This window comes from Mucilaginibacter sp. PAMB04168, assembly GCF_039634365.2.
Lineage (GTDB): Bacteria > Bacteroidota > Bacteroidia > Sphingobacteriales > Sphingobacteriaceae > Mucilaginibacter.
Genome location: NZ_CP155079.2, coordinates 430,506 through 444,865 on the forward strand (window position 1 = coordinate 430,506; position 14,360 = coordinate 444,865).

Sequence of the window (14,360 nt, forward strand, 5' to 3'; positions counted from 1 at the left end):
GGCATAATCACGTCTCAAAGCTGCCGCAAGGAGCTAGCCATAACCCTACTGGCAATTTATCTTTTTGTGTTTAAGCTGTATCACTGCTGTAGCGGACAAGTACTGCTATCCGGACTACTACAGGCATCTTGCCATCTGCATCAATTTTCTACATCATATTCGGTTACTCATTGGGTGCTGGCACACATCCCATACTGTGCGGGTTCAAAATAAAAGTAAGCACTAACCTTTTTATGTTGCTAACGTAATAAGGCTTATAAAGCTCTCATGCTTTATTCCCCTAATTAATTATAAACTACATGGATACCTCAATAAGTGCATCAGAACTGAGGCTGCGCTCTATTATGCAGCATGCACCTTTAGGCTTGGCCGAAATTGATGCCAGCGGAAAAATTGTTAATTTAAACCTGGCAGGTACTGCATTGCTCAAGCCACTTACTGCTGCTTTGAGCGTGTCTATAGAGAATATTTTCCCTATACTGGATGTCATTAATCCTAAGGTTGTGCCGGCTATTAAAGCCTTTAGTCAACCCGGCGGGTTGATTATGGGTAACGAACAATGCCATTTTTCTTATCCCGGCGAGCTGGATTTGGTGGAAAAAGATTTCAGCATAACGGTTAGTAAAATGGCCGACTGCTTTATTGTAAGCTTTGAAGATGTTACCGAAAAGGTTTCCGAGGAAAAGGCTATGGTACAGGCCGAACTTGATAAAGCGGTAGCGCAGGGCAAGTTCGAAATAGCATCGGAGGTACTGCATGATATTGGCAACGCCGTGGTGGGGTTTGGCTCATACCTTACCCGCATTAACCGCATGATGGAACAAAACAACCTTGCCAATCTTAAAAATGTAGCTGGTTTTATGAAGGCACAGCAACAGGCTTTTGGCCAGGTAATAGGTACCGATAAAGCTGGCGCATTAGTGAACCTGATGGAAGGTATAGCCAAAAGTCAGGAAGAACATCAAACAGAAATTAAGCGTTCCATTGCCGACCAGCTTAACATTATTGCGCATATACAGGATATCCTGAACATACAACGGCAGTATGTAGTAGGCCATGAGGCACAGGAGCGCAAGCCTGTAAACCTGCGCAGTATTATTAACGATTGCCGGGCTATGGTATTTGGCGCTATTGATAAAAAAGGAATTAAACTTACCCTAGATATGCCGGCCGAAGGTGTGGTTATTAAAGGTGACCGTACCAAGCTGATGCAGGTGATACTGAACATTCTGAAAAATAGCATTGAAGCCATTGATTTAAATGCCGAAGATAAGCGCATTTACCTTGGTTTAACCACTCAAGAGGGCAGCGTTAACCTGGTTATAAGTGATAGCGGCAAAGGGTTTGATGAGGCTACTGGTGCCCACCTTTTTGAGCGTGGCTACACTACCAAAAGTACAGGAACGGGATTGGGATTATACAATTGCCGATCTATTATAGAAAGCCACTCGGGCACTATAACCATTACCAGCGATGGCCCTGGTAAAGGTGCAACTACAGCCATCCTGTTTAAAAGCTAAATAAAATATTTATAACAAAATTTGATATGAACGACATTAACACTTCTGTATTGGTGATTGATGATGAGGAGTTGGTAAGAGACAATATTGAAGAAATACTCGCTCCCCTTAAAAACACGCAGCATGATGATTTTATGAACGAGGCGGCCAGTATACTGTTTGATGCACCGCGGCCGCTGCTTGCCCCGCGTACCAGCAACATTCCTGTTTTTACGGTTGATAAAGCCGCAAACGGTATGGAGGGACTCGATAAAGTAAAAAAAGCGCTTCAAAACGGTACACCTTACGCTGTCATCTTTTTAGACATGCGCATGCCCGGTTGGGACGGATTGGAAACGGCCATTAAAATAAGAGAGCACGATAGTAAAGCCGAAATTATATTTATTACCGCCTACAGCGATCGTTCCATTGACGAAATTGTGGAAAAAGCAGGTCAGAACGTAGGTTATCATTGCAAGCCGTATGCGTCTGAAGAGATTATTCAGCTGGCAACCAAAGCCGTTACAGACTATAGCCGGCTTCGTAATCTGGAAAAACTAATTGAGTCGATATCCTCTATCGGATTAAATAAAAATCAGCTCAATTCGCTGCTCAAAAACATACTCGACCAACTGGCCAACTCAGTAGATACCGACATGGCCCTGTTGGGTAAGTTGCATGATGATTACGCGTACGAGAAGGTGATCTCCATTGGCGCTATGGAGGAGAGGGTAAATCTGGAAGAGCTGGTTAACCGAGTAAAAGACATAAAGATAAATGAAGAAGAAGTTTTACAGATAGATGAGCTGGTGCTTGCCCGTATGGATGATTACTCTGTATTTGCTGTACTTAAAAAGCAAGAGCGGTTAAAGACCGAGCGCATGTACCTGCTCAAGCTTTTTGTACAAAATGCGGCACAAGCTATACGCAATGCCGAGCTTAATGAGAAACTCCTGCAAAAGGAAAAGCTATCGGCCGTGGGTAAAGCTATGGGTATGGTGATGCATGACCTGCGCTCGCCCGTTAAAAACATAAAATTAATTGCACAGCTCATGCGCGAAGAAAATGCGCATGATGAGTGGATTGATATGCTGGAACAAAGCGCCGACCAAGCCTCCGAAATTTTTGACGACTTTTTAGATTTCATCAGGGAGACCTCCATAAAAAAACAACCCGTACAGATCAGGCAAATGATAGAAGCAGCGATTCAGCAATCGGCTGTGCATCCTTATGCTGCGCAGGTAAAGCTTAGTCAGGATCTGCAGGAGAGTTTGGCCGTGCTGGGCGACGAAAGTAAGCTGAAAAGAAGTATTGGCAATTTGCTTAATAATGCGTTCGAGGCTTTGAAAGACCATCACGTGGGCAATCCGGCTGTGCATATCAGTGCCGTTAAAAGCCAGGATATGGTTGTTATCACCATTGCAGATAATGGTGTGGGTATACCTGATGCCATTAGCCGTACGCTGTTTGAACCGTTTGTAACCCGCGATAAAAGTAACGGTACGGGCTTGGGGCTGGCTATCGTAAAGCAATTTATTACCGCACACAACGGCAACATTACAGTCGAAAACAATAATGGTGCTCAATTTATCATCACCATCCCGTTAATGTAAGCCTGCAGCCGGCAAGGTAATAAGGCCGTTAGCTAAAACAAAACAGGGCTTGTACTTACCCGCTTTTATAAGCAAGTAAGCACAAGCCCTGTTTTGTTATGATCTAATTAGTCGTTATCATCAACACCTCTGTTGTTTTGGGCGTTGGCGTTGCTATTGCCTAAGTCCATGTCCAGTTGCTCTTCGTTACCGTCGTAACCAATCATGGTGTCTTCTATAGCAATCTGGTAGCCCTCTTCTTTTTGTTCCTTATGGCTTTCAATGTTAGGGTTGCTGGGCTCGGAGTTCTTGTCGGCCTCTATGGGTTTCAAAAAACCGTTCTCTTTTTTCTGCTGATTTTCCATGGTGCTATATGTTAAATGTATCCTTCTTAACAAATGTATTTTCTTAGGGTTTAAATAATTTAATCTAAATGATTGTTATATTCTTTACTATTCCCGTAGGTAGTAAGCACATTGGCTAATTATTGAGCTTTTTAAAACCAGCGCGTTAATGCGGGGTTTAACTTTAAATTAAATATACTTAGCACAAACGTCATGAACGAAGAAAATAAAATGTCGCGCCGCAAAGTAATCGGCGGGATAGGAGCAGGCTTGGCCACGGCTGCCGTAGCTCCGGTTTTTGCAGCTAATGGCTTAACCGCCCAGCCGCTGGCCGAGGGGTTGTCAGATCCCACCACCAAATATCCAAAACCACCGTTTAAAAGTCAGTCGCAACCCTGGCCTGGCCTGGCCAGCCAAATGGATCCCAAACCCGATCATGGCGAAACCAGCTATAAAGGATCGGGGCGTTTGGCGGGGCGTAAAGCGCTGATTACCGGCGGCGACTCGGGCATGGGCAGGGCTGCTGCCATAGCCTACGCCCGCGAGGGAGCAGATGTGGCTATTAACTACCTGCCAGCCGAAGAGGCCGACGCTAAAGAAGTGGTTGCTTTAATTAAAGCTGCCGGGCGTAAAGCTGTAGCCCTACCTGGCGATATACGCGAAGAAGCTTTTTGCCAGAAAATGGTAGCCGAGGCTGTACGCCAATTAGGCGGGTTGGATATTTTGGTAAGCAATGCAGCACGCCAGCAAACGCGCCCAACCATTATGGATGTAACCAGTGCCGATTTTGACGCTACCATGAAAACCAATATTTATGCACCGTTTTGGATCATTAAAGCAGCTTTGCCACACCTGAAGCCGGGTTCTGCCATTATAGGTACTACCTCTGAGCAGGCGTATGATCCATCGGCCGAATTGTATGATTATGCACAAACCAAGGCAGCTACTACTAATTATGTAAAATCATTAGCTAAGCAATTGGCGCCAAAGGGTATAAGGGTTAATGGCGTAGCGCCGGGCCCTATCTGGACACCCTTACAGGTGAGCGGCGGTGCCACCCAGGAAAAATTGAAAAGTTTTGGCGGACAAACGCCAATGGGCCGCCCTGGTCAGCCTGTAGAACTGGCTTCTATTTATGTGCAGCTTGCTGCAAGTGATGCCAGCTATGCTACCGGTCAGGTTTATGGATCTTCCGGCGGTGCCGGTCAGCCATAGTCGGCAAAAAACCATATGAAATAAATGGCCTCACTGAGTTAATAAGTGCGGCTATTTTTTTTTATAGACCATGAAAATCATACTGCCGATTCATATCATAAAATGTCTTCATGAAATTTAATGCTACATTGAAAGTTGGTGTAGCCGGGGTATCCTTAAAATAATCATCAGGATTGAAAAATCCGGGCGTATTAAGATGTTCTTCCAGCTTCAAAGAGTTGAAACCCATGCTCCAGGTTTTGAAATGCCTTTTGGCAATAGGTTGCTGGTTAAGAACAGTTACCTGATGGTGACGCTCATCTGTTTTTATCTTATCAAAAATGAGATTTATTTCATCAGGTGTACCTTCAAGTACCTGCATAAAGCGCCCTTCGTTATTGGCTAAAAAGTGGCCTTCTACGTACAATAGTAAGCCAGTTAAACCGTGCGTTTCATTCCAGTTTCTGGATTCCTGTAACAGATGAAGTAAGTCATCGTTTTCCATAAGCCTGGCGGCTTTACTGGCATAAACTAAACAGTGGAGCATATTCAAAATTAAGATGATTAAAGCCTAAACAATGAAGAAAGAATACAGTACTCTTTGGTGCTTTAACAGATAGCAAAGAGTTAGTCTTTGTTCCAATTATCGTTGTTGAAGGCTTGGGATATAAGCTAATAAATAAATTAAGTGATCAGGATATCGAGAATGATTTGCTCAATAGCGCTTTGCAGGTATCCCAATATTGTCGTAAGTATAAAATAGCATCAAGAACAAAATACCGGGTGCATAGCCGGTATTTTATTATACAAGCAAATATATTTATGGTTTTTTTAGATTATAACTTGTCTTCTTTGTGCAAGTTCATTTTGGCCAGATATTCAGGCCAGCCAAGGGGTAAAATTACTTATTTGCCCGTTTTTGAAGCATAAGCTTTGCCACAGCCTAATAAAACGTCTGATTTAAATGTACGTGTTAATTTGTTTATCTTATTAACTCTTATCCAATACCTTTTCTGCATTCTCAGCAACTTCAGGCTCAATAGTATGACGTTTAGGGAAGTTAAACAGCAGAGAGCTTAAAACAGGCAGTACAAAAATGGCTACTGTAAATATAGATACGAATAGGTCGGTTCTTTCGCCTTCTATGGCTTCTGATATTGGGCTGCCAGGGTAAAAATGAGTATACAGGGACGAACTAAGCTTTATGCCTAAAACACCGATTACAATGAAAGCGATGGTTTCTAAGAAGGTAAACTTCTCCATCAATTTTACAAATGCCTGCGCTACAAAACGCATAGCCAGTATGCCAATAAATACACCGGTGTAAATAAGAAAAACGTGGTCGGTAAAAGCAACAGCGGCAAATACGTTATCAATTGAAAAGGCCAGGTCCATTACCTCTACCAGGGCTACTGTTGCCCAAAAGTTACCAATTAAACCAACGGTTGATTTGTATATCCAGCTTTCGTTTTTATTAACTGATTCGTCTTCTTCTTTTCCGCCGGCTTTACCTTTGAAGTAATCAAACGCCAGATATAACAAATATAAGCCGCCCAATGGTTTTAACCACCATATTTTAACCAGCCACGCAGCCAAGAACAAACAGATACCACGAAACACATAAGCACCTATAATACCGTAACGGAGCGCTTTGTTACGCTGCTCTTTGGGCAAATCGAGCACCATGGTGGCCAGTACAGCGGCATTATCAACAGAAAGCAAACTCTCTATTACAATAAGGTTTAAAATAATGAGCAAACCCGCTTTAATGTCTTCACCTAACAGCATGTGTAAAAAATTCATTGTTCTGTAAGTTCTAAGTATAAATGCTTCTAAAGTATGAAAAAACTTTAATTCTGTAATAAATTCTATAGCAATGCCTACCGTTATTAAATTAAATCCGTGTTCAGCATTGTTTTTAAAATGTTGGCCTGTACGTCAAAACTGCCTATATTTTGCAGAAAATTAATGTCTGATATTTTCCGGTAATGATCGGCCATGAGGTGTTTGATCTCGGCGGGGAGATAGGTTTTTGCCACGGCTACACTACTCTGCAATTGGTCGTTTTTGTTATGCAGTTCTCGTATCAAAGTATTGGGCTCATCACCAGCCAGGGTTGTATTAATAGCGGCAACTTCTGCACTGTCGCACAGCAGAAAAAGGCTGCGCGATGGGTAAAAGATGTAATAGATACCCGGCTCAATGATCTTAAATACCTCAATAACCAGGTTGCCTGTTTTTAACCCGCAATAAAATTCTGTTTTAAAATCATATTTGCAAAGCAGGCCCATTAGCTTGCGCTGAATAACGGCATGTGCATGGGTATATACCTCATTGGGTGCAAACTGGGTAAGCTTGCTCAGCACATCAGCTGTTACAGGTGCATAAAAATCTTGCGCAAACCGCGCGCTGAAAGAGTTGATGTTTTTACTGAAAGGATACTCGGACTTGTCATTACTCAAGGCCTCATAAAGGCGCCTGAGTGATGTGTTTATTTTAAGGGCCTGCCGCTGCTTTTCCAAACGGAAAGCATCTTCTGAGTAATGCGTTTGTTCGAGTTTAGCTATTAACTCCTTGTTTACCTGTATCTCATCAAAAAGCAGCACCACGTTTTTTTCGTTACTCTTTTTTATTTTTTTGAGTAGTTCAATTACCGTAGTGGTAAACTGCAGGTGAAACAGCTCGAGCTTATTGATATCCAGCTCGGCATTGTTTTCAAATAGCTGATGTATAACAGTGCTGCGTAAGTAAACTTTATAAATAATATCGTCACTAAAAAAAGCTGCAAGTAATTGCAGCTTACTTAGTATCCGGTTAGATTCATTCAGTATGTTTACCCTGTTCTCATCCATGAATTTACGCTAGCCTGCATTGGTCACTGTCTTTTTAAGTTCAGTTTCCAGGTTTTGCAATTCGGTGTTCAGCACTTTGCGGTTTTGGGCGCCTTGCTCGTGTATTTGTTTTACCTCGTTAAGCGTTTCAATTAACGATTGGGTGGTGCGCTTTAGTGTATCAATAGATACCACTGTTTTCTCATTTTCGCGAGCTACATCAATACTGTTTTGTTTCAATAGCTCGGCGTTCTTTTGCAAAATGGTATTGGTGGTGTCTGATATCTTTTTTTGCATCTCCACATTTTCCTTTTGCCTGTTTAAAGCCACAGCTATGGTAAGCTGGTTTTTCCAGACCGGAATGGTGGTTGATACTATAGACTGCGCCTTTTCGGCAATGGAGGTATTGTTGCTTTGTACTACCCGTATTTGCGCAAGTGATTGCAGCATGATGAAGCGCACCACTTTCATATCGGCGAGGCGCTTATCCAAGCGGTTCACGTAATCTCTCATGTCGGCAATTTCATAGTCCTGATAAGCCGATGGATTAGCGTCCATTTCGCCCAGTTTCTGGCTTAGCTCCTGGTGTTTGATCTGCCCAGCAATAATCAGTTCCTCCATTTGCTTAATGTAGGTAACATTGTTGTCAAACATGGTTTGTAAAGAAGCATTGTCTTTTATAGAATTAACTCTGCCTGCTTTAATCTTATTGGTGATCTTATCAATATTATTAACTACAGTATCGTACTTCTGAAACAGCTTTTTGGCATCAAATACCATTTTTTTCAAAAACGGTATGCCCGATATGAAACGTGTAAGGGCGCTTTGATTCAGTTCATCTACATCAATGTAGTTAAGCTCGGTAAGCAGGTCGTTAATTAACAAACCAACCTCACCCGAGTTATACGTCCGTACTGATGTTAAGAACTGGTTACTGTATTTTTCCATCGAATTTTGCACCTCAGCGCCGTAATTCAAAATGGAGTTCACATCAGCCGGATTTAAATCTTTATTAACCGGCTCGTATTTTTTTGCATCATCAGGCGTAATGCGTGTAAGATCAACATTGCCGTCCTTATCTATTTTGTTGCCATTAGCGCCGGGATCGGGGATTGCTGGCATAGTAGTATCTATTTCCATATACATTCCCCTCTCAATCTTCCGGCAAACGGTTGGATTGTAAATGCCAAGGGGCAAGCTTCTAATTGTTTATAAAGTTCCTTCCCTAAGGGAGGGGGTTAGCGCTTTTATAGATATTGCTGCATTACCGTTTTTACGGTCTCTTCCAGTTTTTTGTCTTTGGTAGGTTCGCCAATGGCATTAAATTTCCATTCGCCGTTACGTTTGTAAAAAACACCCATTACCATAGATACGTGGCCTGCAAAGTTGGCGCCGTTGGCAATGTCATATTTGGCAAACACTTCGTTAACCCGTTTAGGTGTTCCTTCATAAATGCGAATTGAGGCAAAAGGAATTTTGCCAAAATCATGCCCGCGAAAACTGTTTAAAACAAAGGCGGCATACTCGGTACTTGGGCTAAGCTGCGAAAGATCGAGCGTAATTACTTCGTTATCGAGGCCGTCATCGCCACCCATATCGCCGGTTAAATCATCGCCACTATGTTTCACAGCGCCGTTTTTCGATTTCAAATTGCCAAAGTAAACCACTTCTTCCAGTTGTTTTGAACCATTGAACAAAGCACAGCTGGCATCCAGGTCTACGGCTTCTTTAGAACCACCTATACCAAAAAGACCTTTCTTTTCTATAGCACCCCAGTTAATACCTACGCATATATTTTGCAGTTTGCTTCCATTAACTTTTTGAAGATTAATGCGCTGCCCTTTTTCTAAATTAATTGCCATTGGTTTAGTTGTATTTGTTTAAGTAGTCTTGTAATCCGCCTTTCATGCCTGCACCTACGGCTTCAAATTTCCATTCGTTGTTACGTTTGTAAATCCTGCCAAACTCAACTGCTGTTTCTATCGAAAAATCTTCTTCGAGCTCGTATTTCAATAAATCGGTATTGCTAACGGCGTCAAAAATGCGGATGAAAGAATTGCGTACCTGACCAAAGTTTTGGCGGCGGTTGTCGGCATCATGTATGGTTACAACAATACATACCTCGGTAGCACGCGGGTCTATTTTTGACAGGTCAACTCTGATCTGCTCATCATCACCATCGCCGTCTCCGGTAAGGTTATCACCGGTGTGTTCCACCGCGCCATCAGGTGATGCCAGGTTGTTGTAAAATACCAGGCTCTCGTCAGACAGAAGCTTTTTGTTATCGCCTAAAACAAATACAGATGCATCCAGGTCAAATGCCGTACCGGTTGAAGTGCTGTTAGTATCCCAGCCCAAACCAATTACAAACTTAGGTGCATTGATTGCTTCGCGCTGGCCTTTTTGCAAGTTAATTGCCATGTTGTGCTAATTTATTGTGGTTGTTAAATAAGTAGTTTTTTATGTAGCTCAAATTTAGAGAATAATTATCCATAGTATGATAGCTATTTCCAAGGGCCAGATCAAAAAGCTGATTAATAAACGGCCTGGTTTGGTAATCTATAAATATGCAAAAATCGGCATGGTTATAATTTAAAATATACTTTACCATGCGTGTATTTGCACAAAAATGACCACTGTTAATGATCTTATCCAGGTCGAAAATGGTTTTTACTTCGTGATAATTTAGATAATTTTCAATGTTGGGATGTATAGTGCTATTGGCCAGTTCTGCAAAATACAGCATATACACCTCATTTTGCAGGCTATATTCGGTTATCATTTTAGCGATCATGCGCTCATGGCTACCCGTTATTTTAATATCATCTAAAAAAACAAGCACCTTTCCCTTTAAAAATTCGGCATCGATGTGGAACGAGTCATTACTTATGAGATTCATGCGCTGCTCGGCATCCAGCGCACCATAATCTTCTTTGTAAGTAATGGTACGGTGTACCTTGGTTTCCTGCACCACAGGCAACTGGTTTGCCGCCAGCCAGCGGTTAAGCTGCGACACAAAATGATTTTTAAGGGCAAAAGTAGCCGTTGGTATGAACGAGTACGGGCTTGATATAATCACCAACTGATTACTGATATTTTGTGGTGCCAGCACATTATTTACAAACCCATCGGCCAGGGCCTTGCCATATTGCGCGGCAACGGCATCATCTCCAAATTTAAAGCGGCTATAATCGGCAGCCTCAAAGCCAAAGCTAGTGCTGCTGTGTATTTTATGAAGGGAATAAATGTGGTGTTTCATGATGGGTTAGGTTTACAATGGTTTCATTGTTTGAGTTAATGAGCCGGGCAGCTAAGCCAACAGCCTGGGCCCCGGCAACATCTGCCCTGGGGTTGTCACCAATGTGTAGTATGTTGGCTAATTCCAACGGTTTTATAGCCATTGCCTGTTCTATCATAAGTTGAAACAGTGCCGGGTTTGGTTTAGACATGCCCGCCTCATCAGAGTAAATCTGAAAATCAAAATGCTGATCTATATCTAACTCCCGAAGCACCTTACGCAAGGTTACGCCTTTAATAAACCCTGTATTACTTAAAATATTGGTAGTGAAACCCTGCATTTTAAGATTAGATAAAACGGCAGCCGTGCTGTTACAATAAACTTGAGGTAAATAATCAAACACCAGGTTTTCCATTTGCTGATAAAGCGCAGGTACATCTATATCATGCAGGTTCACCTGATTTTCATTCATCAGGCTGATAACCATAAGGTACATTTCTTCGGCGTCTATGTTTTTTCCGGTGCGTTCGTTAATGCCGTTGCACATTATATCTACGGTCCTGAAAATATGCTCTACATGCTCAAGTGGTATATATTTAAAGTTAAAATGGTTGTGAAAAAACACACTACGATGCTTTTTGAATAGCGGGTTAGATCTAATAAGCGTTAGCCAAAGATCAAACGAGTAGTGTTTATAGGCAGGCATGCTTTAAGTCAGTTACAGCTAGGTTTAATTAGGCAGTTAAGGTAAATGATATATTTGTAATTGACAAGTGTGCTAACGAAAGTATGTTAACTGGTGCGTAAACCTGGTAGTTAACATTTAACAGTTTGCATGTCTGCCAGTTCAAACGTAAGATTAACGGACCTGTTACCTTTAGGGCGTGTGCAGTGTTTTACATTTGCAGGTACCGTAAATAATTGCCCGGCTGCTAACTCTACGGTTTGGTTCTCCAGTTCAATATAAATAGCACCCTCAGTTACCAGAAAGGTCTCATCGCTGTTTAGATGATAATGCCAGTAGAAGGGCTCTGTCATTACGCCAAGCCGCACCACATGATTATTAACCAGCGATAGCGGAACGTTTTTATATACTTCGGTTCCTTGCGCTGTTGCAGCAATACTAATTACGGTTAAGGTTGGTATCATCTTCTGTAAAATTTGAACAACGTTTTTAACTAAAATACCTGCATAAGAGGCTTCCTTTTGGCTATTACTATATGAAGGTAGCTATCTCGTGCTGTAATTTAAAAAAGTGCTTACAATCACTTTTTGCGCTGACTACCGTCATGGCCTGGCTAGGGCAAACCAGGCATTTTTGTAGTGTAAAATAAAACACAACATCATGGCAACTTTAAAAACTATAGCACCTGCAGCCTGGACCACCACCCCCGAGCAAACTATAAACACCCAATTTAACCTTTGGACCAAATTTACCGACTTTGCCGACAGCCAAAAAAACAATCATGTTTTATGGTTCTTCATTGTACTAATGGTACACGGCGTATTCTTTTTGCCTTTACCTGCTGTTTTAATGTATTATTTTGATGCTCCGGCAGGTGTGCTGGCCATCACAATGATTTGTTTCTTTACCAACTTAATTGCCACCATGGGCGGAGCCGGTATCAGAACCGCACTAACTGTTTTTGCGGTTAGTATTGTCCTTCATGTACTTATGGCGCTTGTATTTATCCTCTAATTAATCCTGATATATTAAATAAAGAGCGGTTTTATTAACCGCTTTTTTTATGGTTACACCTTTTTATTACTGCCACATGAGTCACACCTTTCATATCCCCGTACTCGGGCTTGCCTTCTCGGTTGATACTCCGTTAAAAGTAGCACATTATGGTATTACATCAACTGTTTCTATTGTTGATGATGAATTACTTGAACGCATGCGTAAGTACCATACAGAAAAGAATGGACTACGCTTTGAACCTATACACAAAGGTGAGCCCGATAGCCGGGCCCAGCGTGTTACTGCTTATCTTAACCTGTTAAATAAGTTGGTTAATGAACAGTTTGAGCAACTTAAGCAATTACCTTTTGAACAAGGCTCAGATTTAGACCGGTACTTCGATTTACAGCCCCCTGCAACTAATTTGAAACAAGGTTATGACCTGATGAGGGATTACCCCGACCCGGTGGGTAAAAAGATATTTCAGAACTTGTTGCGCTCCTATTTACAAAAGGGAGCTATTGATGTGAACATTATGTCGAAAGTGGATAAGATGAACTTTGACGCAGACGGGCAGTACACCGGCGATGAAAATACAGATGCCTTAGCTGCACTCAGGGGCTTTGCTCAAAGTGATTTAAACTCGTCTATTATCCTTTCGGCCGGCATGAACCCCAGGCTATACAGTTATCTTGAGCGCTTTGCAGACTTTTATCCGGACGAAAATGGGCACTTGCGCAAAAAAATAATTTTAAAAGTAAGTGATTACCGGTCGGCTCTTATACAGGCTAAATTTTTGGCTAAAAAGGGATTGTGGGTGTCTGAGTTTAGAATTGAATCGGGATTGAACTGTGGAGGCCACGCTTTTGCTACCGACGGGTTATTACTTGGTCCTATATTGGATGAGTTTAAGCAAAAAAGACAGCCTATGCTACATGAATTGCTGCAAATGTACCAGGCGGCCTTATCAGATAAAAGTATCAAATATGTTGAAGCTCCGCAGCAGCGCATAAGTGTACAAGGCGGTATAGGTACAGCACTTGAAGATAGTTTTTTGCTAAATCATTATCAACTGGATGCAACCGGTTGGGGAAGCCCGTTCTTATTAGTGCCCGAAGCAACTAATGTTGATAACGAAACACTGTATCAATTAGCTGAGGCCAATAATGACGACTTTTATGTAAGTGCGGCTTCGCCACTTGGTGTGCTGTTTAATAATTTCAAGAACGCTAGTATGGAACAACAGCGCCTTGAACGCATAGAGAAAGGCAGACCCGGCAGCCCCTGTACAAAAAAATATTTATGTACAAATACGGAGTTTACCGAGCAGCCTATATGTACAGCATCACGTGAGTACCAGCATCTTAAATTACAGCAGCTGGCAACAGAGAACCTGCCTGTGGACTTGTATAAGGAACAGGTTGAAGCCATTACCGAAAAGATCTGTCTTTGCGAAGGCCTTTGTGCATCAGCCTACATTAAGAACGATATGCTGAAACCACGCGAAAGCAAAGCCGTAGCAGTATGCCCCGGACCTAACCTGGCTTATTTTTCGGGCGTTTACAGTTTGGAAGAGATGATAAAGCACATTTACGGCCAGCTTGATTTGTTGAAGAATACCGAACGATCAAACATTTTTATAAATGAATTGAACTTATACATTGAATATTTGCGTGCGGATATGGCCAGCCATTTAAAGAACTGGAATGATAAAAAACAGAAATACCTGATAAAATTTAAAGACCAGTTACAAGCGGGCATTAATTACTATAAGCAACTAATGCCGCAAATAAGTAACCAAAGCCAGGAATACTTAACCAAGATGTACAAAGAGCTGATTGTATCTGAAACTCATTTAAAGGCCCTTTCATCGGCCCTGTTAACAGTGTGATAATTATCTAAAGTCAATAAAAAAAGCGGTTCAATTACTGAACCGCTTTTTGCCTTTACAGGCTTTTCAAACTAAAGCAACATCACACAA

General features: G+C 41.9%; 15 protein-coding genes. 5 read left to right on the forward strand and 10 right to left on the reverse strand.

The window, feature by feature from the left end; genetic code table 11:
• Window positions 1-299: 299 nt before the first annotated feature.
• A complete protein-coding gene (locus ABDD94_RS01595; RefSeq protein WP_345954413.1) occupies window positions 300-1,520 on the forward strand; it encodes a HAMP domain-containing sensor histidine kinase in 1,221 nt (406 codons plus the stop codon).
• Window positions 1,521-1,546: 26 nt separating this feature from the next.
• Complete coding sequence (locus ABDD94_RS01600) at window positions 1,547-3,112, forward strand: hybrid sensor histidine kinase/response regulator (RefSeq protein WP_345954414.1); 1,566 nt, start codon at window positions 1,547-1,549, stop codon at window positions 3,110-3,112.
• Between the two features lie 107 nt (window positions 3,113-3,219).
• Here ABDD94_RS01600 and ABDD94_RS01605 read toward each other — a convergent pair whose 3' ends face one another.
• Window positions 3,220-3,456 (reverse strand): hypothetical protein, encoded by a 237-nt coding sequence (locus ABDD94_RS01605; RefSeq protein ID WP_345954415.1) that lies wholly within the window; start codon window positions 3,454-3,456, stop codon window positions 3,220-3,222.
• 192 nt (window positions 3,457-3,648) lie between these two features.
• Between ABDD94_RS01605 and ABDD94_RS01610 the strand changes: the two genes are divergently transcribed.
• Window positions 3,649-4,650 carry an SDR family oxidoreductase gene (locus ABDD94_RS01610; RefSeq protein ID WP_345954416.1) on the forward strand — a complete coding sequence of 334 codons (1,002 nt, stop codon included), beginning with the start codon at window positions 3,649-3,651 and terminating at the stop codon, window positions 4,648-4,650.
• Between the two features lie 61 nt (window positions 4,651-4,711).
• Here ABDD94_RS01610 and ABDD94_RS01615 read toward each other — a convergent pair whose 3' ends face one another.
• From ABDD94_RS01615 to ABDD94_RS01655, 9 genes are all read right to left on the reverse strand, one after another.
• Window positions 4,712-5,176 carry a BLUF domain-containing protein gene (locus ABDD94_RS01615; RefSeq protein ID WP_345954417.1) on the reverse strand — a complete coding sequence of 155 codons (465 nt, stop codon included), beginning with the start codon at window positions 5,174-5,176 and terminating at the stop codon, window positions 4,712-4,714.
• Window positions 5,177-5,619: 443 nt separating this feature from the next.
• Window positions 5,620-6,432 (reverse strand): DUF475 domain-containing protein, encoded by an 813-nt coding sequence (locus ABDD94_RS01620; protein ID WP_345954418.1) that lies wholly within the window; start codon window positions 6,430-6,432, stop codon window positions 5,620-5,622.
• Between the two features lie 86 nt (window positions 6,433-6,518).
• Window positions 6,519-7,481 (reverse strand): hypothetical protein, encoded by a 963-nt coding sequence (locus tag ABDD94_RS01625; protein ID WP_345954419.1) that lies wholly within the window; start codon window positions 7,479-7,481, stop codon window positions 6,519-6,521.
• Between the two features lie 9 nt (window positions 7,482-7,490).
• A complete protein-coding gene (locus ABDD94_RS01630) occupies window positions 7,491-8,600 on the reverse strand; it encodes a toxic anion resistance protein (protein WP_345954420.1) in 1,110 nt (369 codons plus the stop codon).
• A 107-nt stretch (window positions 8,601-8,707) separates the two neighbouring features.
• Window positions 8,708-9,322 (reverse strand): TerD family protein, encoded by a 615-nt coding sequence (locus tag ABDD94_RS01635; protein WP_345954421.1) that lies wholly within the window; start codon window positions 9,320-9,322, stop codon window positions 8,708-8,710.
• Window positions 9,323-9,326: 4 nt separating this feature from the next.
• Window positions 9,327-9,881: a TerD family protein gene (locus ABDD94_RS01640; protein WP_345954422.1), complete on the reverse strand. Its 555-nt coding sequence runs from the start codon at window positions 9,879-9,881 to the stop codon at window positions 9,327-9,329.
• Entirely contained in the window at window positions 9,871-10,719 is an 849-nt protein-coding gene (locus ABDD94_RS01645; RefSeq protein WP_345954423.1) for a phosphoribosyltransferase family protein, read from the reverse strand. Before ABDD94_RS01645 ends, ABDD94_RS01640 begins: the two co-directional genes overlap by 11 nt.
• Window positions 10,691-11,404 carry an HAD-IA family hydrolase gene (locus ABDD94_RS01650; RefSeq protein ID WP_345954424.1) on the reverse strand — a complete coding sequence of 238 codons (714 nt, stop codon included), beginning with the start codon at window positions 11,402-11,404 and terminating at the stop codon, window positions 10,691-10,693. The genes ABDD94_RS01645 and ABDD94_RS01650 overlap by 29 nt, the downstream gene beginning before the upstream one ends.
• Before the next feature lie 110 nt (window positions 11,405-11,514).
• Window positions 11,515-11,847 (reverse strand): cupin domain-containing protein, encoded by a 333-nt coding sequence (locus tag ABDD94_RS01655; RefSeq protein ID WP_345954425.1) that lies wholly within the window; start codon window positions 11,845-11,847, stop codon window positions 11,515-11,517.
• A gap of 196 nt (window positions 11,848-12,043) precedes the next feature.
• On the opposite strand from ABDD94_RS01655, the gene ABDD94_RS01660 reads away from it, so the two are divergent.
• Both ABDD94_RS01660 and ABDD94_RS01665 read left to right on the forward strand, forming a co-directional pair.
• Window positions 12,044-12,397 carry a hypothetical protein gene (locus ABDD94_RS01660; protein WP_345954426.1) on the forward strand — a complete coding sequence of 118 codons (354 nt, stop codon included), beginning with the start codon at window positions 12,044-12,046 and terminating at the stop codon, window positions 12,395-12,397.
• A 76-nt stretch (window positions 12,398-12,473) separates the two neighbouring features.
• Window positions 12,474-14,270 (forward strand): hypothetical protein, encoded by a 1,797-nt coding sequence (locus ABDD94_RS01665; protein WP_345954427.1) that lies wholly within the window; start codon window positions 12,474-12,476, stop codon window positions 14,268-14,270.
• Window positions 14,271-14,360 lie beyond the last annotated feature (90 nt).